The organism is Bacillus fonticola (assembly GCF_012955605.1).
Lineage (GTDB): Bacteria > Bacillota > Bacilli > Bacillales > JC228 > Bacillus_CG > Bacillus_CG fonticola.
In genome coordinates this window covers 955,105-978,204 of the sequence record NZ_CP052135.1, presented here as the reverse complement: position 1 = coordinate 978,204, position 23,100 = coordinate 955,105, and the positions used below count along the sequence as shown (strand labels likewise).

29 protein-coding genes and 1 riboswitch are annotated in these 23,100 nt (G+C 41.3%); of the genes, 10 read left to right on the top strand and 19 right to left on the bottom strand.

Features of this window, described 5'->3' with window-relative positions; translation table 11 throughout:
• The first annotated feature begins 347 nt into the window (after nucleotides 1-347).
• Nucleotides 348-1,742, top strand: coding sequence for a hypothetical protein (locus tag HHK01_RS04815; protein WP_170006659.1), 1,395 nt, complete (start codon nucleotides 348-350; stop codon nucleotides 1,740-1,742).
• An 87-nt stretch (nucleotides 1,743-1,829) separates the two neighbouring features.
• Here the strand turns inward: HHK01_RS04815 and HHK01_RS04810 are convergent, their stop codons facing one another.
• The 7 genes from HHK01_RS04810 to HHK01_RS04780 form a co-directional block, all read right to left on the bottom strand.
• On the bottom strand, nucleotides 1,830-2,882 hold the full coding sequence (locus HHK01_RS04810) for a galactitol-1-phosphate 5-dehydrogenase (protein ID WP_170006658.1): 1,053 nt from the start codon (nucleotides 2,880-2,882) through the stop codon (nucleotides 1,830-1,832).
• Between the two features lie 230 nt (nucleotides 2,883-3,112).
• Nucleotides 3,113-4,144: a zinc-binding dehydrogenase gene (locus tag HHK01_RS04805; protein ID WP_170006657.1), complete on the bottom strand. Its 1,032-nt coding sequence runs from the start codon at nucleotides 4,142-4,144 to the stop codon at nucleotides 3,113-3,115.
• Between the two features lie 44 nt (nucleotides 4,145-4,188).
• The gene (locus tag HHK01_RS04800; RefSeq protein ID WP_170006656.1) at nucleotides 4,189-5,448 is read right to left on the bottom strand and encodes a galactitol-specific PTS transporter subunit IIC; all 1,260 of its coding nucleotides are present in this window, start codon (nucleotides 5,446-5,448) and stop codon (nucleotides 4,189-4,191) included.
• Nucleotides 5,449-5,523: 75 nt separating this feature from the next.
• Entirely contained in the window at nucleotides 5,524-5,808 is a 285-nt protein-coding gene (locus HHK01_RS04795) for a PTS sugar transporter subunit IIB (RefSeq protein ID WP_170006655.1), read from the bottom strand.
• Nucleotides 5,809-5,822: 14 nt separating this feature from the next.
• Nucleotides 5,823-6,296, bottom strand: a complete 474-nt coding sequence (locus HHK01_RS04790; RefSeq protein ID WP_170006654.1) for a PTS sugar transporter subunit IIA — start codon at nucleotides 6,294-6,296, stop codon at nucleotides 5,823-5,825.
• A gap of 35 nt (nucleotides 6,297-6,331) precedes the next feature.
• Nucleotides 6,332-8,386, bottom strand: a complete 2,055-nt coding sequence (locus HHK01_RS04785) for a BglG family transcription antiterminator (protein ID WP_170006653.1) — start codon at nucleotides 8,384-8,386, stop codon at nucleotides 6,332-6,334.
• A gap of 340 nt (nucleotides 8,387-8,726) precedes the next feature.
• A complete protein-coding gene (locus HHK01_RS04780; protein WP_228027659.1) occupies nucleotides 8,727-9,374 on the bottom strand; it encodes a phosphatase PAP2 family protein in 648 nt (215 codons plus the stop codon).
• A gap of 159 nt (nucleotides 9,375-9,533) precedes the next feature.
• Between HHK01_RS04780 and HHK01_RS04775 the strand changes: the two genes are divergently transcribed.
• The gene (locus tag HHK01_RS04775) at nucleotides 9,534-10,748 is read left to right on the top strand and encodes a M20 family metallopeptidase (RefSeq protein WP_170006651.1); all 1,215 of its coding nucleotides are present in this window, start codon (nucleotides 9,534-9,536) and stop codon (nucleotides 10,746-10,748) included.
• 230 nt (nucleotides 10,749-10,978) lie between these two features.
• On the opposite strand, the gene HHK01_RS04770 is transcribed toward HHK01_RS04775, so the two are convergent.
• The 5 genes from HHK01_RS04770 to HHK01_RS04750 form a co-directional block, all read right to left on the bottom strand.
• Nucleotides 10,979-11,689, bottom strand: coding sequence for an EcsC family protein (locus tag HHK01_RS04770; RefSeq protein WP_170008660.1), 711 nt, complete (start codon nucleotides 11,687-11,689; stop codon nucleotides 10,979-10,981).
• 12 nt (nucleotides 11,690-11,701) lie between these two features.
• Complete coding sequence (locus tag HHK01_RS04765; RefSeq protein WP_170006650.1) at nucleotides 11,702-12,901, bottom strand: ABC transporter permease; 1,200 nt, start codon at nucleotides 12,899-12,901, stop codon at nucleotides 11,702-11,704.
• The gene (locus HHK01_RS04760; protein WP_322619380.1) at nucleotides 12,894-13,631 is read right to left on the bottom strand and encodes an ABC transporter ATP-binding protein; all 738 of its coding nucleotides are present in this window, start codon (nucleotides 13,629-13,631) and stop codon (nucleotides 12,894-12,896) included. Before HHK01_RS04760 ends, HHK01_RS04765 begins: the two co-directional genes overlap by 8 nt.
• A gap of 567 nt (nucleotides 13,632-14,198) precedes the next feature.
• Nucleotides 14,199-14,831, bottom strand: coding sequence for a class D sortase (locus HHK01_RS04755; protein WP_170006649.1), 633 nt, complete (start codon nucleotides 14,829-14,831; stop codon nucleotides 14,199-14,201).
• Nucleotides 14,818-15,153 carry a helix-turn-helix domain-containing protein gene (locus tag HHK01_RS04750; RefSeq protein ID WP_170006648.1) on the bottom strand — a complete coding sequence of 112 codons (336 nt, stop codon included), beginning with the start codon at nucleotides 15,151-15,153 and terminating at the stop codon, nucleotides 14,818-14,820. Before HHK01_RS04750 ends, HHK01_RS04755 begins: the two co-directional genes overlap by 14 nt.
• A 401-nt stretch (nucleotides 15,154-15,554) precedes the next feature.
• Nucleotides 15,555-15,640, top strand: a riboswitch (cyclic di-GMP riboswitch).
• Between the two features lie 33 nt (nucleotides 15,641-15,673).
• Between HHK01_RS04750 and HHK01_RS04745 the strand changes: the two genes are divergently transcribed.
• Complete coding sequence (locus HHK01_RS04745) at nucleotides 15,674-15,826, top strand: anti-repressor SinI family protein (protein ID WP_170006647.1); 153 nt, start codon at nucleotides 15,674-15,676, stop codon at nucleotides 15,824-15,826.
• Between the two features lie 70 nt (nucleotides 15,827-15,896).
• Here the strand turns inward: HHK01_RS04745 and HHK01_RS04740 are convergent, their stop codons facing one another.
• Nucleotides 15,897-16,223 carry a helix-turn-helix domain-containing protein gene (locus tag HHK01_RS04740; RefSeq protein ID WP_170006646.1) on the bottom strand — a complete coding sequence of 109 codons (327 nt, stop codon included), beginning with the start codon at nucleotides 16,221-16,223 and terminating at the stop codon, nucleotides 15,897-15,899.
• 162 nt (nucleotides 16,224-16,385) lie between these two features.
• Here HHK01_RS04740 and HHK01_RS04735 point away from each other — a divergent pair, with 162 nt between their 5' ends.
• A complete protein-coding gene (locus HHK01_RS04735; RefSeq protein WP_170006645.1) occupies nucleotides 16,386-16,814 on the top strand; it encodes an HIT family protein in 429 nt (142 codons plus the stop codon).
• 257 nt (nucleotides 16,815-17,071) lie between these two features.
• Nucleotides 17,072-17,605 carry a tryptophan transporter gene (locus HHK01_RS04730; protein WP_170006644.1) on the top strand — a complete coding sequence of 178 codons (534 nt, stop codon included), beginning with the start codon at nucleotides 17,072-17,074 and terminating at the stop codon, nucleotides 17,603-17,605.
• 84 nt (nucleotides 17,606-17,689) lie between these two features.
• Here HHK01_RS04730 and HHK01_RS04725 read toward each other — a convergent pair whose 3' ends face one another.
• Complete coding sequence (locus tag HHK01_RS04725; RefSeq protein WP_170006643.1) at nucleotides 17,690-17,881, bottom strand: membrane protein YhzF; 192 nt, start codon at nucleotides 17,879-17,881, stop codon at nucleotides 17,690-17,692.
• Between the two features lie 149 nt (nucleotides 17,882-18,030).
• Between HHK01_RS04725 and HHK01_RS04720 the strand changes: the two genes are divergently transcribed.
• From HHK01_RS04720 to HHK01_RS04705, 4 genes are all read left to right on the top strand, one after another.
• Entirely contained in the window at nucleotides 18,031-18,390 is a 360-nt protein-coding gene (locus HHK01_RS04720) for a YtxH domain-containing protein (protein WP_170006642.1), read from the top strand.
• A gap of 22 nt (nucleotides 18,391-18,412) precedes the next feature.
• Nucleotides 18,413-19,033 carry an HTH-type transcriptional regulator Hpr gene (locus HHK01_RS04715; protein ID WP_170006641.1) on the top strand — a complete coding sequence of 207 codons (621 nt, stop codon included), beginning with the start codon at nucleotides 18,413-18,415 and terminating at the stop codon, nucleotides 19,031-19,033.
• A 225-nt stretch (nucleotides 19,034-19,258) separates the two neighbouring features.
• Complete coding sequence (locus HHK01_RS04710) at nucleotides 19,259-19,723, top strand: DUF3267 domain-containing protein (protein WP_228027718.1); 465 nt, start codon at nucleotides 19,259-19,261, stop codon at nucleotides 19,721-19,723.
• A gap of 88 nt (nucleotides 19,724-19,811) precedes the next feature.
• Nucleotides 19,812-19,991 carry a hypothetical protein gene (locus HHK01_RS04705; protein ID WP_170006639.1) on the top strand — a complete coding sequence of 60 codons (180 nt, stop codon included), beginning with the start codon at nucleotides 19,812-19,814 and terminating at the stop codon, nucleotides 19,989-19,991.
• An 88-nt stretch (nucleotides 19,992-20,079) separates the two neighbouring features.
• On the opposite strand, the gene HHK01_RS04700 is transcribed toward HHK01_RS04705, so the two are convergent.
• The 3 genes from HHK01_RS04700 to HHK01_RS04690 form a co-directional block, all read right to left on the bottom strand.
• Nucleotides 20,080-20,169, bottom strand: a complete 90-nt coding sequence (locus tag HHK01_RS04700) for a YjcZ family sporulation protein (protein ID WP_170006638.1) — start codon at nucleotides 20,167-20,169, stop codon at nucleotides 20,080-20,082.
• Between the two features lie 72 nt (nucleotides 20,170-20,241).
• Nucleotides 20,242-20,325 (bottom strand): YjcZ family sporulation protein, encoded by an 84-nt coding sequence (locus HHK01_RS04695; protein WP_170008658.1) that lies wholly within the window; start codon nucleotides 20,323-20,325, stop codon nucleotides 20,242-20,244.
• Between the two features lie 106 nt (nucleotides 20,326-20,431).
• The gene (locus tag HHK01_RS04690; RefSeq protein WP_170008657.1) at nucleotides 20,432-20,515 is read right to left on the bottom strand and encodes a YjcZ family sporulation protein; all 84 of its coding nucleotides are present in this window, start codon (nucleotides 20,513-20,515) and stop codon (nucleotides 20,432-20,434) included.
• Nucleotides 20,516-20,819: 304 nt separating this feature from the next.
• Here HHK01_RS04690 and HHK01_RS04685 point away from each other — a divergent pair, with 304 nt between their 5' ends.
• Nucleotides 20,820-21,800 carry a peptidylprolyl isomerase gene (locus HHK01_RS04685; RefSeq protein ID WP_170006637.1) on the top strand — a complete coding sequence of 327 codons (981 nt, stop codon included), beginning with the start codon at nucleotides 20,820-20,822 and terminating at the stop codon, nucleotides 21,798-21,800.
• Nucleotides 21,801-21,854: 54 nt separating this feature from the next.
• Here the strand turns inward: HHK01_RS04685 and HHK01_RS04680 are convergent, their stop codons facing one another.
• Both HHK01_RS04680 and yhaM read right to left on the bottom strand, forming a co-directional pair.
• Nucleotides 21,855-22,043: a sporulation YhaL family protein gene (locus HHK01_RS04680; RefSeq protein ID WP_170006636.1), complete on the bottom strand. Its 189-nt coding sequence runs from the start codon at nucleotides 22,041-22,043 to the stop codon at nucleotides 21,855-21,857.
• Nucleotides 22,044-22,106: 63 nt separating this feature from the next.
• Nucleotides 22,107-23,072, bottom strand: a complete 966-nt coding sequence (gene yhaM / locus HHK01_RS04675; protein WP_170006635.1) for a 3'-5' exoribonuclease YhaM — start codon at nucleotides 23,070-23,072, stop codon at nucleotides 22,107-22,109.
• Nucleotides 23,073-23,100 lie beyond the last annotated feature (28 nt).

The window sequence follows — 23,100 nt, the reverse complement described above, 5'->3', positions numbered from 1 at the left end:
CAATCACTTTTACCAATGTATATTCTTTATATCACACTCCCCTACCTCCAACCACATACGCAAGGAGAGCACAACCCTCCGTCTAGAGACTGATTTTACACAACGCGGGCGACATCCATATGTTTTTCAGCCACTTCCACTCACTTATTCCTTCCCTTCAAAAAAGAATCACACCTCCTCTCTGTCAACATATTGTGAAGTACATGATGCAGTAGCCCAATAAAGAAGGATAGACATTTGGACTAACGGGACTTACTGATGCTTCTTGTTATACCGTTTCAACTGAATTCTTAACGACCGTTATCCAAATAGAAAGTAGACTTATATTTTAGAAGGAGGAACCCTTCATGGGAGTTGAATTCACTGCGCTCCACTGGATTTACGTTGTGTTTATCGTGCTTATCATCGGATTTATGGTGAAAAGAAGAGATACAACGATGGTATGTATCATCGGCATATTTTTGATTGCGCTTGTTGCTACAGGAGACCTCGCACAGTCAATAGGTAGCATATTTGGAAGCTTTATTTATGCCATTACACAACTACTCTCAACCATTCTCGTCATTTCGATTATCGTCGCTATGAGTCGAAGTATGACCGCAACAGGAATCAATAACGTCATGATTGCACCTTTCGTAAAGCTCATCCGGACACCCGCACTTGCCTATTGGACCATCGGGATTCTTATGATGGTCATTTCATGGTTTTTCTGGCCGTCGCCCGCCGTCGCGTTACTCGGAGCAGTACTCTTGCCTGTTGCCATTCGGGTAGGACTCCCCGCGCTTGGTGTAGCTGTTTCTATGAACTTATTCGGACACGGAATTGCCTTGTCAGGAGATTACATCATCCAAGCGGCACCAAAGCTTACGGCAGATGCCGCCGGGCTTCCTGTAGAAGAAGTCATGCTAGCTAGTATTCCTCTAGTGATTACTATGGGGGTTGTAACGACAGTGGTCGCTTATTTCTTTTTACGAAGGGATATGAAGGCTGGAAAACTACTAGCAAACACAGGGAACTTAGAGGCAGTTGGAGAAGAATTAGATAAAGAGCATCCAATTACAACAGGGCAAAAACGCTTCTTCGCCGTCTTAATCCCAGTGTTGTTCGCCCTTAACGTAGTCGCCATGTTCTCCTTTGACTTGTCAGGTGGTGATGCCACCGCACTAATTGGTGGAACATCAATCCTCATTTTGATGGCCGTCGCTTCCGTCACTTATAAAAAGAAAAGCTTAGAGAAGACAACGAGTTACTTAATTCACGGATTTCAATTCGGCTTCAAAGTATTTGGTCCCGTTATCCCGATCGCAGCCTTTTTCTACTTGGGGGATGCAGGTATTTACAGTATCATCGGGGAAGTGCTTCCAGCGACCTCACAAGGAATTGTCAACGACCTCGGAGCTGGTTTAGCTGCAATTGTTCCACTCACAAAAGAGGTGGGGGCACTCACTCTAGTTGTTGTTGGTGCCATTACAGGTCTAGACGGATCCGGATTTTCAGGCATCTCCCTAGCAGGATCGATTGCCAGCCTATTCGGTACATCAATCGGAACTGGCGAAGCGACTTTAACTGCTCTCGGGCAAGTGTCTGCCATCTGGGTCGGTGGAGGAACCCTCGTCCCATGGGCGCTCATTCCTGCTGCTGCAATCTGTAACGTTGATCCATTCGAGCTCGCCAGAAGAAATATCATTCCGGTCTGTATAGGTTTAGCCGCCACGACTATTCTGGCGATGTTTCTTATCTAAAAAGTAAAGAGGCCTGACCCCACATCTTCCTTTTACAGATGTCTTTGGTCAGCCTCTTTATATTTTTCGACTCCATCTTTTCCACCCTTATCCTTTCTCAGGATAAAAGAGAACCTTCACATAGGAACCTTTTCCATTTATTAAATTATCAAATGTTTCAGGGCCCTCTTCTAGATACAAGCGATTTGAAATAACGGGCTTTACATTAATTTGTCCTGTGCTCATATAGTAAATGGATGAGCTCCATTCTTTACCTGGAAACGGAGAAGAGATTGCGTTCCATGACCCTAATACTCTTAATTCATTTCGCACAATTTTCTCAAAATAGAAACGGTCGATGTTGATATCTGCATAAGGTATACCCATGAACACGATTTCTCCGCCTTTTTTTGGCAATGCAAATACTTGTGCGGATGTGACTGGAGATCCTGCTGATTCTACTGCCAAATCAACACCGCAGCCATTTGTGTGGTCCAGGATTTGCTCATGAGCAAGTTTTTCTAACGAATTTATTACTATGTCTGCCCCAACTTCTTTCGCAACTTTAAGCTTGGAATCATCAATATCAATAGCATAAACCTTTTTTGCACCGAAAATTTTTGCCCATTGAACAGCAAGTAATCCGATACTTCCGCATCCCATGATAGCTACTTCAGCGCCAGGCTCGATATTGGTGCGATAAAAACCGTGAGCAACAACGGATGACGGCTCTACGAGTGCAGCTGTATCGTAATCCACATTGTCTGGAAGGGGAACGATATTTTCTGCAGGTAGTTTTACATACTCTGCATATGCACCAGGGTGACGCGCGCCGATAACGGTTAGTTTTTCACAATGTGATAAATTACCTTTTTGACAGTTCTCGCATTTCCCACAATAGAAAGTTGGACACCCTGCAACGCGATCGCCCACTTTAATATTTACAACACCTGGTCCAACCTCTGTTACTTCCCCGGAAAATTCGTGACCAAACGTCATACCTTTCACATAAGGTCCTAATTTCCTATATCTAGAAATATCCGAACCGCAAATACCAACTGCCTTCACTTTGATTATGATATCATCTGCTCTTTCAATTACCGGTTCAGGTGATTCTTCAAAACGTATATCTTGTTTTCCATAAAGATTAAGGGATTTCATCTCTATTCACCCTGTCTATGTTCTAGTTGTTGTTTCTAATTTATTGATTCATTTTGTGTCTTTTTTTGTTTGAAATGATTTTATATAATGCAAAACCTACTATCAGTGTGTTAAAAGTAACTTGATATTCAAAGTAAAAATCACCTATTGCTCTGAAAGGCCCCAACATAAAATCTAAAAGCATATCAACCATTTTAGTACCCTCATTTCTACTACAAATTGATCATAATTTACTCAACTGGAGATAGAAGCACTTTAATCGCCTCGCCGCTTTTAATTACCTTGTAAGCTTCGTCCCATTGTGAAATAGTAAATTGATGCGTTACCATCGCTTTCGCATTCACACTTCCATTATTCATTAATTCAAGTGATGGTTCCCAATCTGCAGGCTTTTGACTTCTACTGCCGACTACACGGATTTCTTTTTGAATGATTTTTTCAAGGTCGAACTGGACGTCCGGTTGGGCAAAAAGACCGACTTGAGCAAACTGTCCCTTTTTACGTAACAAGTCAAGTCCTTGCTTCGCAGCTAGTACCGCACCGGAGCATTCAAATACAACATCCGCACCGTAACCATCCGTCAGACTATTGACAAGCTCTTTAATATCCTGCTCCTGTGTATTCACCGCATAATTGACGCCTAATTCTTCTGCTTTATTCAAACGAACTTTATCGTTTGTTAAACCAGTGATAATAACTTTAGCCCCTCGACTTTTAGCGACCTGAGCAGTAAATAATCCGATCGGACCCGGTCCAATTACAACAACAATGTCACCTTCGTTTATACCTGTTTTATTCACCGCATGGTACGTACATGCTAGTGGTTCTGTCATTGCTGCAGATTGATAATCTACATTTTCAGGAAGACGATGGACGCTGTCTTTACGTGCAACTAAATATTTTGCAAAACCACCATCCTGTTGAGTACCCAATCCTTTACGATGATTGCACAAGTTATAATCACCGGACTTACAATACTCACACTCTCCACAAATATAAAAGGTAGTTTCTGACGTCACACGATCTCCAACCCTAAATTCAGTAACACCATCACCAATTTCAACTACTTCACCAGAAAATTCATGTCCTAAAGTAACAGGAACCCTAACTGTATAATGACCCTCGTAGGTATGAATATCTGAACCGCAAATACCCGTATATTTTACTTCAATTTTTACTTGATCTTTTCCAGGTTTCGGCTCATCTTTATCACGAATTTCTAGATGGCCAAATCCGAGCTCTGTTTTTACAAGTGCTTTCATCTGAACTCCTCCTGCCCAACCCATGTTTGTTTTTATGAGCTAGATTAATTAAACAAGTTAAACAATTTATAAATTAACCAGTTAACTAAGTTACCACCTTGGTCAATACTTGAAATTTGAGCTGAACCTTCTGGCATGTTAAAGTCAGCATCGATTGCCATTTGTGTAAAGACTGGTGCAACATCTGTAGCGAGGTACAATGATAAACCAATCATGACAGTACCTACAATGACGGAATGAACAATATTACCTCTCGCAGCACCAACGATAAATGCTACTATAAAGGGAATCGTAGCCAAATCACCAAACGGCAATAAAGCGTTTCCTGGCAAAATGACTGCCAATACAACTGTAATTGGAACTAGGATGAGTGCTGTCGAAATGACAGCCGGATGTCCAAGTGCTACTGCTGCATCAAGTCCGATATAAATTTCTCTGTTACCAAAACGTTTAGACAACCATTCACGAGCAGATTCGGATACTGGCATTAAACCTTCCATCAGAATCTTAACCATACGTGGCATCAATACCATAACGGCAGCCATTGCCATACCAATTTCAATGACTTCACCTGCACCGTATCCTGCTAAAAAACCAATTGCTACACCTAAAAATAGTCCGATAAAAATAGATTCTCCAAAAATACCAAATCGTTTTTGAATAGAATCTGGATCTGCATTCAAGTTTTTCACAATAGGAACTTTTTGAAGTAATTTCACCAAGAAAATACCTGGTGCATAAGAAATAGTACTACCAGTTGCAATGGAGACACCTGGTAATTCGTAAAATTCACTAACCATTGGAGCTGTCCAGTCAGCGATTTTTAGTGTGACTACCTGAAATATTACTGCTGCGATTAGACCTTGGACGATGCTGTCTGAAATCGCATATACCATCGCAGCCATGAATGTATAATGCCAGAAATTCCAAATATCTACATTCATTGTTTTCGTCGTTTTCGTAACAAGCATGATGACGTTTACAATTAGACCAAGAGGAATGATAAATGCTGCTACTACGGATGCCCAGGCGATTGATGATGTAGCTGGCCACCCCACGTCAATAACATTTAATTCAACTCCTAATCTATCAACCATTCCTTGTGCTGCTGGTCCCAGATTATTAACGAGTAAATCTACTACTAAGAAAATACCAACAAAAGCCACCCCGATGGTTAAACCAGAACGAAACGCTTTCCCTGGCTTCTGACCAAACAATAAACCTAATAAAAAGATTGCAACCGGTAGAATGACTGTGGCTCCTAAGTCTAAAAACCCTTGTATAAAATCCACAAAACCTTGCATTTTATCTTTCCTCCCCCACATTCTATAAGTGGATCCCGATTTCCCTTAATTAAGGGAAATCAAGATTCTTACAACCTACTTCATTAGTTCTTCAAGAATTTGTTTTTTCGTGTCTTCAGTCCCAATACCAGTTAGAAATGAACGGGCATTTATAACTGGGAATGGATATTCCTTTTTCGTCATTGCTGTCGTTACTAGTAGATCAGCTGTGTCTACATAGCCACCAACTTCAGTAATCTTGATCTGTACTAGATCCAATTTAAGGTTATGTTCCTTTGCCATTTCTTCAATTGCACTATTCACAACGGTTGATGTTGCAATTCCTGCTCCACATGCTACCAATACTTGTTTCTTTTTCATTTGTACTCACCTCCTTAAAGTGCTACTAGATCTAATTTTTGTTCTAGTAATTGTTTAATGGTAGTTTTATCATTTTCACTTACTAAGTAATTCAATATATTCTCATTCTGGAAAACACCCATTAACCTTTGTAGTAAAGTAAGCTGTGAATGTGTTTCATCCATTGCAAGCATGAACACTATTTTTACAGGTGTAGTTTCACTATCATCACCCATCACCCCAAAATCAACAGCCTCTTTTAGAACACCTATACTGATTGTTTTTTTATTTACATGTTCACTATCAGTGTGTGGAATTGCTACAGAGACCCCTGCTGTTGGTAGACCTGTAGGAAATTCACCTTCTCTTTTAATAATTGCATTGATAAAGCTTTCTTTCACAAGGTCTTTGTCTACTAGATTACGACTCATTTCCGTTAAAACTTCTTCTTTCGCAGTGCACTCTATATCTAGTAGAATGACAGATTCGTTAAAATATAACCCACTCATCTTCCGCACCTCATTATTTATGTGTTATTACTTCCTTAATCAAAATATAATTTTATAAATTCATAAATTTCTTCAACTGAAGCCGCATTTATGACACGAGTTCGATCTCTCTCCGAACCTGCAAGTTTCATTAGCTGCGTTAATGCATGAATATGCTGCTGTTTATCTACTGCAGCAATTACAATCACTAGGTTAATGCTGTAATTTTCTGTGAATTTCACACTCTCTTCTAACCTTAGCAGGCTCATTCCAATTTCATTAACTCCTTCTTCAGGAGTGGCATGTGGGATGGCGATATCAGGCCCAATTACGATGTATGGGTCCTCTTTCGAGTGAAGAATCATCGCCTCAACATAGCGCGGATCAATTTTACCGCTCTCAATTAACGGCTTTGCACTCACCTGTACTGCTTCTTCCCAGGTTCTTACTGATTTTCTTACGCTTATGAACTGCGGGGTCAGTAATTCATGTAGACTAATATCTTTACCTTCCATATCTTGTATAATGGATGATTCTTCATCTCGATGAATATACTTTTGTATATCCTCTATTAGTCTTTTCTCATTATTGATAACGCCATGATTTTTTATAATATCTATTAAACTATGAACATTAATGTCATTAGGGATATATCCGTGCAACGCCAGCATCACTTGTTTTCGTAGACGATATTTCTCCTCGCGTCCAAGGAACGGTTTGGAAATAAACAATTTTTTGTCCGTTTCTAGAGAAGTCGGCGAGAACACAATATCATGATCCAAATCATAATCCAGAAATTCACGTACGGATAAGGAGTCTAAAAACACAAATCCAGGAAATAACTCCCTTAACTCGTTAAACATTAACTTTGAAACCGATACACCTTGAGGACATACAACAATCGCCTTTACCTTCTTCTCGATGCTGTCACCCTGTCTTGTTATCCACCCACCTATTAGCATTGTGATATAGGTGGTTTCACTAGCAGGAATTTCAAAGCCTATTAAATCTTCCAGAGGTCCTGTAGAACGTTTAACAAGATGGTGCAACTCTTTAAATTTCCCTCTCAAAGACTCTTGAATATCAATCATCTCTGTAAGCTGATATTTAATTCGGTAATAAGCAGGTTTTAAATGTTGCAAAAGTTTGTTCAACAATTGCTCCCGATCCTGCAAATAAATACATGCACTCTTTTCAAACAGACGAAGCATAGTATCAATTGCCGGGACTAATTTCGTAACAGTATCATCATCTGTTAAATATTCCGACCAATATACATTTGTAGTCAAAAGATGTAATGTAATGAACAAACGTTCTTCGACTGGAATCTGCTTTACATCACGAAAAATCTCCTCAGTTGCTTGATATTCCTTCGTAGTGGATAATTCGTTGTACTGAATAGAAAAGGAATTTATTTCATTTCCCTTTTCTATTCTCCTTAGAATTAATATTAGAATGAAAGGCATTGTAGCCATTTTCTCATCAGTGAACTTCAAATTCAGATTATTCTCCACACTTTCAATTCGATTATTGAATTCATTTATCTCTTCTGTATGGATATTAGCTAATGCTTTTATTCTGATTTTTCCATTTGGTACTTTCAGCAATTGGTAGGTTAATGTGATCAGTAATTTTCGAATTTGAAACTCTTTACCTTCTAGTAGATAACCAGACTTTCTTGAATATCGGATGTTTAAGTCATACTGATTTAAATACATCTGCACCCTCTTCAAGTCACTGAGAATGGTGTTTTTACTAATATCCAATTCAATGCTGAAGTGATTGAGTGAAAGCTCTTCGTTACTACTTAAAAGCATCATTATAATGAAATGGACACGTTGACTCTCTGAGAGAACTGTTGTGTCAACCGGTGCACCTTCCTCTTCCACACTTAGTTTTGTAAAAACAGATTGATCAATAATAAAATGACCTTGTCTTGTTCTTTCAATTACTGGGAGATTATTAGTCATCAACCACTCGTTGATTTTGTTGAAACTGTAACCAAACTGTCTACGGGTTAGGCTGTATTTTTTTTCCAAGGTCATACTAGTGACACTTGGATTACTAACTAACTCATCCAATATTCGCTTACCTCTATCACTAAGCGCCAACGACAACACCCCCTGCACTATTTATGGTAACACCAATCACCTTCGTAATGAATGCGCTTTCATCCCAAATTAGCGGACATTTAATGTACAACATCGTGATTTACATTAAAAAACACTATTTACTCGAACTGAGTATACGAGTCAGGAGCGGAGCGACGAGGAGGCTCCCTGACCGCCCGCGGAAAGCGTCCGCCTGGAGCGGAAATCAACACAGCTGTAAGTCGCATCATGAGATTACTGTATAGTAAAAACAACAAAGGATACGAAAAGAGCCTATCTAAAAAAGCAATCGGAGCAATTCCGATTGCTTTTTCTATGTGGACCTATCGTTACCACATCTCTATTTTTCTTGGACTGCTCGCTGAAATTTCCCGTGGGCTCTTTTATGTATGCGGACGCTCCAAGCAAATAGTGCCAATCCGAGTGCATACCCTGCTATTACATCAGAAGGAAAGTGTACGGCGAGGGCGAAGCGACTGATCCCTGCGAGCAATGCCAATACGCTACACAACAGAACAATACTTATTCGGATCTTTTGTGATTGAATGCTACGGCCAACAAAGTACGCTAAAAAACCGTAGATGATGATCCCAATCATCGCGTGTCCACTCGGAAATGCTAGTCCATCTTCAGCTATTAAAGAGATGTCCGGCCGCTCTCTTCCCATTTGCTCTTTTATAAAGTCTAGCAAAAGATTTCCTCCACCTACGACGGCAAAGACAAGGAGACCTCCAAGCGTATCTTTACGGACAATGACGAGATAGCCTATTAATAGCAGTGTAAGTGTAACGATGACCGGCAGGGAGCCTAGGACTGAAAACCCTTCAAATAGGGGGATATGTCTGTCATCTACCCATGAGAATAGTTGAAAAAAGCTTGTATCTAGCCACGTAATCCTCTCTTGTTTAACGAGCAATGCAATCCCCGCAAAAACAACGATCCCTATGACAAGCACGATCCACAAAGGGTCTATTTTGGTGCGTTCCATCCCTACATTATTCAATTTTTTACACATCCCTATCGTTTTGATTAAACCCTTTATAAAGTATCACATTTCATTTGCAGGAAAAAGATTCGCTCACTATACCGAAGCATGTGGTATACTAATCAGAAACATTCACATAATTTCGATAAGGAGGATGCTTACATGCTCTCACAAATTCTCTCAAAACTAGAATCGTACCAACAAGATACGGTGGAGATCCGCCGCTATTTACATCAACATCCAGAACTCTCTTTTCAAGAATACGAGACAGCGAAGTACATAGCCTCGTTTTATGAAAATATTGGTGTAACGGATGTTCGTACAAATGTAGGTGGCAACGGTGTAGTGGCTAAAATTCACGGCGCAAAACCGGGAGTGACGGTTGCGTTACGCGCAGACTTCGACGCACTACCTATCCAAGATGAAAAAGAGGTTCCTTATGCAAGCAAAGTGTCTGGAGTGATGCACGCCTGTGGTCACGATGGGCACACTGCCACTCTTTTAACACTGGCAAAGGTTCTACACGAACAACGTGAACAACTAGAAGGCACGTATGTCATGATTCACCAACACGCAGAGGAATACGCTCCAGGCGGCGCAATTGCAATGATCGAGGACGGTTGCCTGGAAGGTGTCGATGTCATTTTTGGTACACATCTGTGGGCAACGGAGCCGACTGGAAAAATTCAATATCGTACTGGACCTATTATGGCTGCAGCCGATCGCTTTGAAGTATACGTTCAAGGAGCCGGTGGTCACGGAGCACAGCCTCATACAACAAAGGACGCTGTAGCGACTGCCTCTAGCATTGTCGTGCAGCTGCAACAGCTCGTATCTCGTCGTGTAGACCCTATTGATTCTGCTGTTGTGAGTGTCGGATCTTTTGTGGCTGATAATGCCTTTAACGTTATCGCTGACAAAGCACGTCTTGAAGGAACCGTTCGAACATTCCGAGAAGAAGTACGTAACTTGTTAGAGAACGAGTTAGAGCAAGTCGTCAAGGGGGTTTGCCTAACAAATGGTAGCACGTACAAATTTCTCTATCACCGAGGATATCCTGCAACTGTCAATGACGAAGAGATGACGGAGTTCTTCGTTGAACAAGCAAAAACGTTACCAGATGTATTACAAGTGGAAGAGACACCACCACAAATGGGTGGCGAAGACTTTTCGTACTATCTACAGCATGTCAAAGGGACGTTTTTCTTCACAGGTGCAAAGCCAACCTATAGAGATGACGTGATTCCACACCACCATCCGAAGTTTGATATTGACGAAGATGCATTGCTTGTTGCCGCAAAAGCACTTGCAACAGCAGCCGTCCAATACCAAACATACGCTAAAACATCGGAAGCTGCGGCCCAATCTGCACGGTAAAGACATAAGCCATTCATGGAGCTGGGCACTCAACCATGCATGGAAACTGGTCACAAGCAGTCTAGTTGTGATCAAGGCGGTGCGAGTGGAGCCCCCTGTAGTTTCTCAATCAACATCCGAAGTGGTTTTTCTAATAGGATAAATCATATGATTTTTAGGATTCTGCGTAACTCCACCCCTTTTCCACAGAAAAAGATGGCGTCTACTTTCGAGTAGAAACGCCATCTTTTTTACTTTCCATTATTTTCGGCGAACCACCTAGCTCGAAAAGCATACTGTGCATACTCGCCAAGCCGGTCTAGTAATTGGTAATTGACAACAGCTCCCACTGCCGCTCCAACGACTGGAAGCATTTGTCCCATCTTTGCTAGATCAATCGTGTCACGATACTCTTGTTGTAATGTATGCCAATCAAGTGGTTCACGTCCTTTCGTAAACGCTCTGATCCGCTGCCACGTCTTCTCCCGGTGCTCTTCAGAAGAAAAAGCCAGTTGAAAGACGAGTAACAAAAACTGTTTTTCTTCGGCTCGCTTCGTGTCGTAACCGTAAATGGCTGCACATTCATGCAACCACTTCATCTTAATCCCTAATAACAGCGGAAAATCGGCTAGTCCTAATAAAATCCCCCCTGCACCCGTTCCAGCTCCTTCTATTGAAGCTGTCTTCCGATATACAGCAAGTCGTTCCTTTGCCAACTGCTCTGCTTGAGAAAGCAACGTAGCTTCAGGAAACTTACGTGTCGTTCGATAAGACCCCGCCATCGTTCCTTCAAACATCCCTTTCATCGCCTTTGTAATCGCATCATGTACTTTTTGTGGAACGTAACTGTTCATTTTGGTTTGGGTGTCTTTTGCCCAACGCTTCATCATTCCTGGCCTTTTCATAAGTTTTCGTTCCCATATTTGCAGTTCGTCGTACGCCCTTTGGTCCATCTCATTCATCTCATTCACCTACTACTCCCTACTGGTTTGTAGCCGCTTATAAAGGGCTTGTGTGACACCGAAAACGAGAAGCAATCCACCTACAAGTGCAATGAGGCTATGAAAAGGTGAGACAAACATTGCCACACCTGCAGATAATACGACCAGCTGGACCATTAATACGCCCCGAAGTAATTTATAAAAGGCCTGTTCTTTCCATTGGGGTTGCAACGGGTATAGCCTCAACCATAAAGTGGATACATGCTGTTTATATAGTGGAACAAGTTGAATAGCCGTCAAATACATCGCTCCCCACACAGCGAGCAATGAAGACCACTGTAATTGGAATACCCAGATGACGACAACTCCAATGACTGTCAACCTCACGACGAGCGGAAAATAATCCCCTTTGCGCACAAAAGTACGTAAGAATAAAAAGAAGTACGATGATTCCTTTTGAAACGCTTGACGTTGAAGAAGTATGTCAAGTGCGCGACGTCGCTTTACCTTTGCCCGTAATTTTGGTACGTCCGCAAATAAGTTGGCGATGCTATAAAAGGTCGACCAGCGCGCTTCTTCCTCCTTTAACAACCACTCCCATGGAAAGGGTCTTGTGCGCACGAGAAACCGTGATAAAAACGTAAGAAGGAGAAGTAATCCAAAAGCAACTGCACTATACCCCCAAGCTTCAACGCTCGCCCAATACAAAATTGCCGTATTGATTACGAAACGTACTATCGCGTCACGACGCAACACAGAATATTGTTGATCCTTCACTTCATGCCAACGAATCCACAAATTAATCCCTTTTAGGACGATAACGATCAACAATAACGGCAGGAATAGTAATTGTCCAGTCGTTGCGATATATAGAGGAAAAAGTACGGCAACTAGTAGTAATAAACCGTAAGTATGCAACATCCACGTAAGGAAAAACGCCTTTTGAAAGTATGGCGTCAATTGCTTTTCCATTGGTAACCAGAAAACAACGTCAGGTTCCTTTAACAACGTTACAGCTCGACTCAATGTTAATGCCATTCCCAGTATAAACGCTGTGAGGAAAGCACCAGGAAACGTCTCTGGAAGCGTGTTGACCCAATCTTGATACGTATACGCGAATCCACCAATTAAAATGATGAGTACAAACAATAAATGATCATTAAACATGTAGCGAAGATAACGTTTCACCTCTTGAAAAGCATCACGAAATCGATTCCGAAACAGTTTATCCATTGGAAGGTCCGTCCTTTGTAAATTCTACATACAAATCATCAAGTGTCGCATTACGGTTGCCTGCTTGTTCTCTTAGTTCATCCAATGTCCCTTGTGCACGCAATGTGCCCTCATGCAGAATGATAAATCGATCACAATATCTTTCTGCGGTAGCCAATATGTGTGTCGACATTAAAATACTTGCTCCGTCAGACTTTGCCTCATTTAACTGATCTAGTAGCGCACGAATAGCGATCGGGTCCAGGCCGACAAAAGGTTCATCAATGACATACAAATCAGGTCGCACCAAAAATGCGCATAGAATCATTACCTTTTGTTTCATCCCCTTAGAAAAATGCGCAGGGAACCATTTCAATCGCTTTTCCATGCGAAAAAGCTCCAACAGTATAGGCATTCGCTCTTGAAAAGTCGATCGATCCAAACCATATGCCATCGCTGTTAGTTCTAAATGCTCCTCTAATGTTAGTTCCTCATACAAAATTGGCGTCTCCGGTATGTATGTAAATTGTTTACGAAACTCATCAGGTCCATCCTGTAGCTGTTTTCCATTCAAGAGAATCTTCCCTTTTTGTGGTTCCATCAAGCCAATAATGTGTTTAATGGTTGTGCTTTTCCCAGCTCCGTTCAATCCAATCAGCGCCATAAGTTCGCCTTTTTTCACTTGGAATGATACGTCTCTTATCACCGGTGTTCTCGTGTATCCACCCGTTAGCTGTTCAACTTGTAACAATGTCTGTTCACTCCTCTTTAACCCAACTGCCTTCAGTTCAGTTTAGCAAAGGCTTTCGACGAACACCAATGAAACTCCTGCTCGATGGAAAAAATTACATGTTTATAAGAAGGTGATGCTGCACATTCTAATTATCGAAGGGGCACACAGCAACTCACGCAACTGCATTTGACATATAACATTGCTGAAAAAAGCAACGTTTGAAATGGGGATGGTTGTTATGGATAAGTGTAGTGGAAGTACAAACAGAACTCTGAACCTTTAACGATTTCCATGAAAATGGGGTGTTTGTTAAAGAGAAGTTTACTGCAAACTCGAAAACCTAATGTAGGGTAAGAGTAACGACCACGTACTGTAAAGTAACTGATTCTGAACCTAGACAAATGAGGTGTTGACGGCAGAGAAGTTTGTGTAGTCTACCAATAGATGAAAACCCCTTCATTGGGCAGGCACATACGTAGCCTGCCCTTTTTAATTTATGCTGTTTCACTTCGCCCGATAACTGATCGTGGATTCCTGCATATACCACTTTGGGTAGAGCAAACCACATTTCCTGGTATTTAGAACTCATTCCTCTTTTAAAACCGCCTCAATAATATATCTATCCGGCGCATCACCGAGAAAGCCAAATGGATAACACGTGGACAGTGTCAAAATTTCGTTTGGAGCAGTAGACCGAATCACCGTTGTATCATTGGCGTCCACTATCTTACTCGAAGTCATGATATACGTATACGTCCCACCCGGCATTCTGACAGTCAACTCATCACCTATTTTGACGTCACCGAGTTTCCGGAACACAGAGTCACGATGCCCACTTAGCAAAATTTGGTCTCCTTCTCCTGGAAGAGCTGTCGTACTGTAATGACCCACACCTTTTGCTAATTCATCCTCATCTGTTCCTTCTACAACAGGGAGTTCCGCTTTTATAGCAGGGATTTCAAGTATACCAATTACATCTCCTTCAATAGGCTTAGCTGAGGATTCTTCCGTTATATCAGCTGCAAAAGCTTTTTTTGTTGGCTCCAATGTTCTCCTGTCTGGCACACTTTTCCCCTCCACGATTTGTTTCGCTACATTTAATGCACGTTGTTCAGCATTTTTCGACTCAAAAATTTGATTAACCGCATAAAGAGTAAATGTGAGACCTGCGATGATGAGCGCGATCGATAGCCATCGAACAACATTAAGAAGATTCATGCGCCTTCTCCTTTTGTTCCATCGAATCAATGAACTGGAGCAAGTCGTCCTTGCGCATTCCTTTTGCAATCGCTTCTCTTAATAAGTGCAACCAATCTTCGTCGATAGATACAGGTTTTAATCTCGACGACTGTTTCATTAGTTCTTCTAACGGTGTGTTCAGTGTATCTGCGATGCGTGTTAAAATACTATACGACGGGTTTTGGTGTACACCTCTTTCTATATAACTTAAATAAGACTTTGACACACCAGACTTCTCTGACAGTTCTCCTAATGTCATCCCGCGCCGCAACCGCAGTTCTCGAATTGAAATACCCACCACTCTAATTACCTCCTATAGAGAACAATTCTTTTGTTCATTATAAAGAACAAAAGAATTTTTGGGAAAATAGAAATAAGGAGATATATGGAGTTAAATAGCGATAATCAAAGAAATTCGTTCTTTATATAGGTTTTTTGGATGATTTCAATGTTTTTAAATTGCAAGGAATCTAGCGTATACTTAATTTTAGTGTTCTTCATGGAGAACAAAGATTGAACAACGGCGCGATGACTCATCCGACAATGTGGGATAATCAGAACTTTATGCTCATCCAAGTTGTTTATATTTGGGATTTTGTCGAAATAATAGGTACATATACCTATGACTACCAACATGTACCTACAGAATTTTCAGATATATGGAGATATACTTTGATCATTGACTGAGTAGTAGAACGTGCATGCTGCAAGCGGCAAACCTATTGAAAAATAGGGACGCAAAACCACAGATCTACGGAGAACTCCTCTAGGATGGCTGGGTTGCCTGCATACGAAAAATGTATCCAGGAGGAGTTCAAAACATGGAAACGATACAAAAAAATGAAATCGACAAAGAATGGGTATATTTACTCTACACCGCTAAGCAAATTGGTTTGTCTCCTGAAGAAGTTCGAGCGTATTTAAACAATCCCGAACAGCATCTGCCAACAATTTCAAAAATAATCGCCCAGTGATCGGAATGATACATACTGACTCATCAATAAGGGTTATTTATAAAGAAAACGAGCGATAGCCTTTGACAGGTCATCGCTCGTTACTACCTCCATTAACTTTCCATTTGTGGAATTCTATAAACTCGCGAAACTGTTCTTTCGAGATACCCGATTCCATGACTTCATTTAAGACTTGCCGCCATTCGCCATCCAACGCGGGGGAGTCTCTACCAATCAACTCGTCAACAGGTACGTCTAGCACTTTAGCAATTTTCTCAATGAAGTGTATAGAGGGATTGGATTTAGCGTCCCGCTCCAGGTCACTAATATAACTTTTAGCGACTCCCGCTCGGTATGCCAATTCTGTTATAGATAGCTTTTTTACTTTACGAAAGGTTTTCACTCGATCTCCAATCATACAATCCCCCTCCTTACATACGGCATAATTGTAGCATGTATTTTATAGTTAGAATAGTTCCATATTTTTATGACTTCCCTTCGCTCATGACTTGGTTCCTTCCTTCTACTATGGTACAATCTTCCTTACTAAAGACAAGTGGTTACGGGAGGACTTTTTACGATGAACGATTGTATCTTTTGTAAAATAATAAGCGGCGATATCCCAAGTGCGAAAGTGTACGAAGACGATCATGTGTATGCATTCTTGGACATTAGTCAAGTGACGAAAGGACATACACTCGTTATTCCAAAACAGCATCACCAAGACGTGTATGCTTTGCCACCTGAAGTCGCTGGTCAACTGTTTTCAGTTGTTCCAATGATTTCCAACGCCATCAAAGATACGTATTCACCGATAGGACTTAACACGCTAAACAACAACGGGGCAGACGCTGGTCAATCGGTATACCATTTCCACCTTCATCTTATCCCTCGTTATGGCAAGGGAGACGGATTTGGGGCTGTGTGGAAAACCCACGATACTCAATACACTCCAGATGATTTGAAACAAATTGCTGGAGACATTGCAAATCGAATCCCTACAACTTAATCTCCTAACGCCAAACTTTGTTGTTTGGCGTTTTTATTTTTTGCTGCATCAGACTAGTTCGTTATCGAGGTCACTTTTCTGTCCGTTAGCGAACACACTTGCATCCATGTAAGCGAAACCCGTCTCGTCGTATGGGTCTCCATCTATTACCAGAATTGTGTGACACTTCGTATTCCCAAATTGAACAAATTGTGTTATACTGTGAGCAGTTGAGATGAGGTTTTTAGATTAGTAAGTTGAGATGAGGAGAGAATAGAATGAAAACAAAAGAACTTGTACTGTCGGCCTTACTTCTTGGAATGGGGGCTGTCTTACAAGCAGTCGTACCAGGTCTCGTTGGTGGAATGAAACCAGACTTTATTCCGGTCATGATGATTTTAAGTATTTTGCTGTTTCCAAAGTTGCAAAACACGCTGATCGTCGGGTTTGTTGCTGGTGTACTTGCTGGCTTAACCGGGATGGCTGGTGCCTTTATTCCAAACCTAATTGACAAGGTGTTGACCGCACTCATTTTACTTGGCCTTTATACATTATTTGCAAAACTACTTCAAAAAACGGCTGTTGCTGCGATTTTTGCTTTCGTAGGTACAACGATTTCCGGCTTGTTCTTTTTAACATTTGCTAGTTTCCTAATCGAATTGCCAGGTGCAGTCGGAATCATGTTCTATTCAATCGTGTTGCCAACAGCAGCATTAAGTGCCATCTTCATGGCAGTTATCTATCCAATTGCAAAATCACTCCATCAACGAACTGGCTCTGTAAACGAAGTGAATAACACACCTACTGTCTAACACCAACGACAGAGAATGTTTTTAGCGCCGATGTAAACAATAAAAGGAGAATCCATTCCCAGCTTGGGAGATTCTCCTTTTTCATTAGTTCATATAAAACAACAATAGGGCAAAAAAGAATGTGATCGCTGACCCAGCTGCATATGTACGTATCCTTTTTTGGAGAACAGGTTTTGGAGGATACATACGGGAACGATTCCATGTCAATACCATCTTCAGCATTCCCAAAAACAGGAGTACACTTGTGATAAATAGGACTGTGACAAATATCGTCATTCTTATCTCCTCCCTCGAAACCGCTCTACGCTACTATATGAAGCGGTCAAGCTCTGTATGTCCGTGTAAAAAAGAGTTTCTGAAAAAGAGGAGTTTTGTGAAATTTGTAGAACTTTGTATAAACAAGACGAATTCTTGAGGTGATCAACGTGGGAAAAAAATCATTATGGGTAGGGTTACTAGCTGGTGGTGCCATTGGAAGTATTGCTACTTTATTAACAACTCCCAATTCTGGTAAAGTCCTCATCCAACAAATTCGCCAACAAGCTTTTGAATGGAAAGCGTTGTTGTCTGATTCCAAAACAAGTTTTCAAGAAGTGACACGAGGTGTAAAAACTCTTACGACAGAGAGCAAACAAGCCTTATCTCAATTTGTCGGAGAAGTGAGGACAAGTGTAGAGGACTGGCATGAACATACAAACCCACACATGACCAATATTGAAGAAGAAGTGGAACAGATTCAACGAACGTTAGCACAATTAGAGGCATCCGTTTCAAAAAAAACATAACAGAAAAGAGGGAGCAGGATCCATGAAGGAAACTGGGGTCAATAGACTGACACAACCACCATACGATAGACGTGACGCCCTTCTTTTTAGCCAGCGAATGGCACAACTATCAAAGGCACTATGGAAAGCAGTCGAAAAGGACTGGCAGTGTTGGATTAAGCCATTCGACTTAAATTTAAATGAACATCATATTTTGTGGATTGCGTATCATTTAGGCGGTGCTTCGATATCGGACGTCGCAAAATTTGGGGTTATGCATGTCTCTACAGCCTTTAATTTTTCTAAAAAGTTAGAAGATCGTGGATTGTTATGTTTATTAAAACGACAAGATGACAAACGGAACACGTATGTACAATTAACTGAAGAAGGTGAAGAATTGTTACTGAAATCGCTGGAAAGTTATGAACCTGAAACTAACGCAGCTTTTAGTGGGGCTCTTCCTCTTCGCCATTTATATGGAAAGTTTCCAGAATTCCACGATATTATGGCTATCCTCCGTAACGTTTACGGTGATGATTTTATGGAAATTTTCGAGAAGTGCACTCATAACGTAACGTATGACTTTGAAGATCGAAATGGAACGTTACAAAAAAAAAGCAATGAGCCGTCTTCCATTCCAAAATGGGAACAAATCAGCTCTTAAGGGGTTTCGTTCTTTTGAGTTCGGAGATTTACACTATTCAATTGAATGTCAATGAAAAGATTTACAAAAGAACTATTGATTTTCCCTTCACTCCGTCGTAAAGTATGAAAAGGATTTTGAAATAGACGGAATGACGAAGGATGATTAACAGTGCACTGTTGGAAAACAATTACATTTACAAGACGTGATGACATTCACCGTATATCGCTTTTATCTGTAATTACTATGCTCTTATCCTTTTTAATTTTTTATATACCTGTTTCTGCTTTTATAGCTGCACCTGTGCTAAAAGATACAAACACACTTGTCCTTTTCATTTCTGTATATCTTATGTTTCCGCTCCATAAGTGGCTTCACACCGTTCCATTAGCACTGTGTAGAGTACATTGTCAATATAATTGGAAGCGAAAATGTTTCGTTATACCCTACGTTCAAATAAACTTACTTCAGCCTGTACCCAAGACGCTATACGTAAGTAGTCTTCTTTTTCCATTTTTCGTTATGACATCCTTGATGTTCGTGGCACTCTTTGCTTTCCCAGCGTATGCTCATTACACCACATTGCTGTTTGCCTTCCATACAGGGATTTGTGTCATTGACTTTGCATTCGTTCGATCTTTATTACTTTGTCCACGCCGTTCTTTTGTTGAAGAGAATGGTGATCGTTGCGAAGTATTAGTTGCAGAGTAAGCCAGTTTTAAAGAAAGGTAGGGGATCTCCCTATCTTTCTTTAATCATTTTTGGTATTCTTATAGGAGAGTGAAAAGGAGGTTTCAGGATGGTCTCTATTTTCTTTGTTTTTGCCGTTTTCTTCTTGTATTCCATTAACAACATGACGGCTTCTCTCATTGCACAGCGAGAGATCCCTGAGGACCGGCACGGAAAAGTATTTCGGACAATTAATGTTCTCGTCACCATACTGCTTGTGAGTTCTTATATTGAAATTCTTTTCACTTAAAAAGAAGCCCGTTCATTTGATCGGGCTTCTTTTTGATACTTGTTCAGACATGAAAAAGCCACCCTCAAATGAGAGTGGCGAATCTTTTTTATAACCAAGAAGCCCCAATGATGATTAAAAGGATGAAAAGCACAACAACAAGTGCAAATCCTCCGCCGTAAGCTCCAGCTCCACCCATAGTGGCGGCACCTCCTTATTTAAGGTATACGGTAAAAGCATCCTTTTTCAGGAGTACTTTCGCCTTTTCTGCTTATAGCCAAGCAGCTCCAACGATAATCAACAAGATGAACAACACGACAATCAATGCGAATCCCGCGCCGTATGCGTTACCCATCGTGACACCTCCTTTATAAGGTATCTACCGTATTCTATTCAACCACCTAGCTTTGCGACTAGGCGACTGTCTTCGTTTTTATTTTTTTCTTTACGGAACGTCCCTTTTAAAGGTATGCTGCCCCGACGACGATCAAGAGAATGAACAATACGACGAGTAGCGCAAATCCAGAACTATAACCGTAGCTCATTGTTTTGACCTCCTTTTTTGCTATTCGATAACACTATATGTGGAAACTATAAAAGTGGCATGGCGGATGCCCAGTTTGCTCGAAAGAAATTTGACGATCTCTATAACATCGACTGTTCGTCAATAAATTGTAATAGAATGTTCCTCATTCCTTTTTGACGGAATTGGCACCTGTGGTATAGTATTCAATATACGTTGGGCTTGTCCTTGTCAAGTGATTCAAGTTCAACAGTCCCTCCTCGGTCAGCCCACAACTGCACCGAGAGACTGGCTATAGCCACATCAACAGAGGAGTGTACAATTCTATGAGAAAATGGGTTTTAGGAATAACGTTAACTGCGGGTGTGCTCATTCTAGGCGCTTGTAGTAACGAAAATGATGATTCTGCAACGATCGCAGAAACTGATGCAGGGAATATTACACAAAATGAGTTATATGAAGAAATGAAGGCACAAGTAGGTCCTCAAGCTTTGCAAACACTATTGCTTGAAAAAGTTCTTAGCGAGAAATATGAAGTAACTGAAGAAGAAATTGATACTGAAATAGCGGGCATGAAAGAACAGCTTGGTGACTCGTTCCAGATGGCTTTAGCACAGAGCGGGTTCCAAGACGAGGATGCTCTTCGTGTGATGCTGAAAATGAGCATGCTTCAAGAAAAAGCCGCTTTGGACGGAGTTGAGGTCACGGATGAACAAATTCAAGAGGCTTACGACGCAAAAGAATACGCTGCACGCCATATTTTAGTGGCTGATGAGGAAGCAGCTAACGATATTAAGCAGCAACTAGACGATGGTGCAGACTTTGCCACACTTGCTGAAGAAAACTCTACAGATCCTGGTTCTGCATCAAAAGGTGGGGACTTAGGGGCGTTCGAAAAAGGCGTTATGGTGCCTGAATTTGAAGAGGCTGTCGCTGCCCTTGAAATTGATGAAATTAGCGAACCTGTACAAACAGAGAACGGCTGGCATGTTATCCAACGACTTGAAAAACCTGCGTTGGAAGATATGAGGGACGACATTGAAGAAGAAATTCTTTCCGGTATGCTTGACCAACAAACTGTACAAGCCGCAATGGCACGTGAGATTGAAGCGGCGAACGTATCCATTTCAGATGAAGATCTACAAGTAGTGATGGATTCTTTCCAGGCGCCTGAAGCACCACCAGCACCTGCGGTAGAAGAAGATACCGAGGGTGGCACAGCTGAGGAAGATACAACCTCAGAGGAGGATCCAGCGACTGGAGAAGACGCTGGTACTGAAACAGAAGAAAATACTGAAGATGAGTAATCCTCTTCTTTTAAAAAACGGTTGTCCCAAAAAAGGGCAACCGTTTTTACATTTTTATCCTTGTGAAACTTGTCGGTCTCTACGTTCGTCGCGCTCCTCTTCCATCCGTTTAACGAACACTTCACCTTCTTGCTCAATCCATTCTTGCTCTTGTTTCTGTTCATCACGTGTCGTTTTGACAGTCATAAACGCACTGAAGACAACTCCGATGACGACGGCAATCACCCAAAGCGGAAGATCCATGTCGTACCCTCCTTCACAAGTATCCTTTACTCCTAATGTATGAGGGGGTTGTCCAGTTTATGCTTATGTTGTCGTCTTTTCCAAAGATCGGGAAAAAGTAGGCTTATAGAAAGCACGGTTTTCTAATGCAAAGACTCGCTCCGTGAACTCACCTGGCTTCGCTCGATCTAGAGCACGATCCATCATATTCATCTTCGCATCAAGGTTATCAATATAATGAAGAATTTCTGCTTCTTTCACGAGTGGCGGCTTTGGACTTCCCCACTCTCCTTTGCCGTGGTGACTTAAAACAAGATGCTGCAACACGACAACTTCTTCTCCCTCAATCTCTAACTCTTTAGCCGCTTCGGCAATTTCAGTGACCATAAGATTAATATGACCGATCAGTTGACCCGTCGTTGTATATTCTGTTGCGACAGGTCCACTGAGTTCTGTCACTTTCCCGAGGTCGTGTAATAAAATTCCTGCATACAGCAAATCTCTATCTAATGATGGATACAAATCAGCCAGTGATTTAGCTATTCGCAACATGCTCACGACATGGTAAGCCAACCCAGACACAAATTCGTGGTGGTTACGAGTAGCGGCTGGATACGTCAAAAAAGCTTTGTTATGCTTTTTCATTAAATGGCGGGTAATGCGTTGAATGGCTGGATTGCGCATTTCAAAAATAAATTGCGTCATTTCCGATGCCATCTCTTCTTCAGACAACGGCGCTGTTTCTAAAAAGTCCCTAACAGTCACGCCATCACCTTCCGCAACGGGACGAATACTGCGTAAACGTAATTGCATCCGACCACGGTACGTTTGGACGTCACCTTGAATCTTCACAATCGTCTGCGGTGCATACGTTTTTTCATCTTCTAAAGACGCATCCCACAGCTTAGCTTCCAGTTCCCCTGTTTTATCTTGAAATAGTAACGTCAAAAAAGGTTTACCATTGCTGGCTGTCCCTTTTTGCATCGATTTGATCAGTGCAAATTGATCTAAAGATTCTCCTGATTCATAGATGGTTAACCCTTTGGCCATGCGCATTCTCTCCCTTCTTACTTCCATT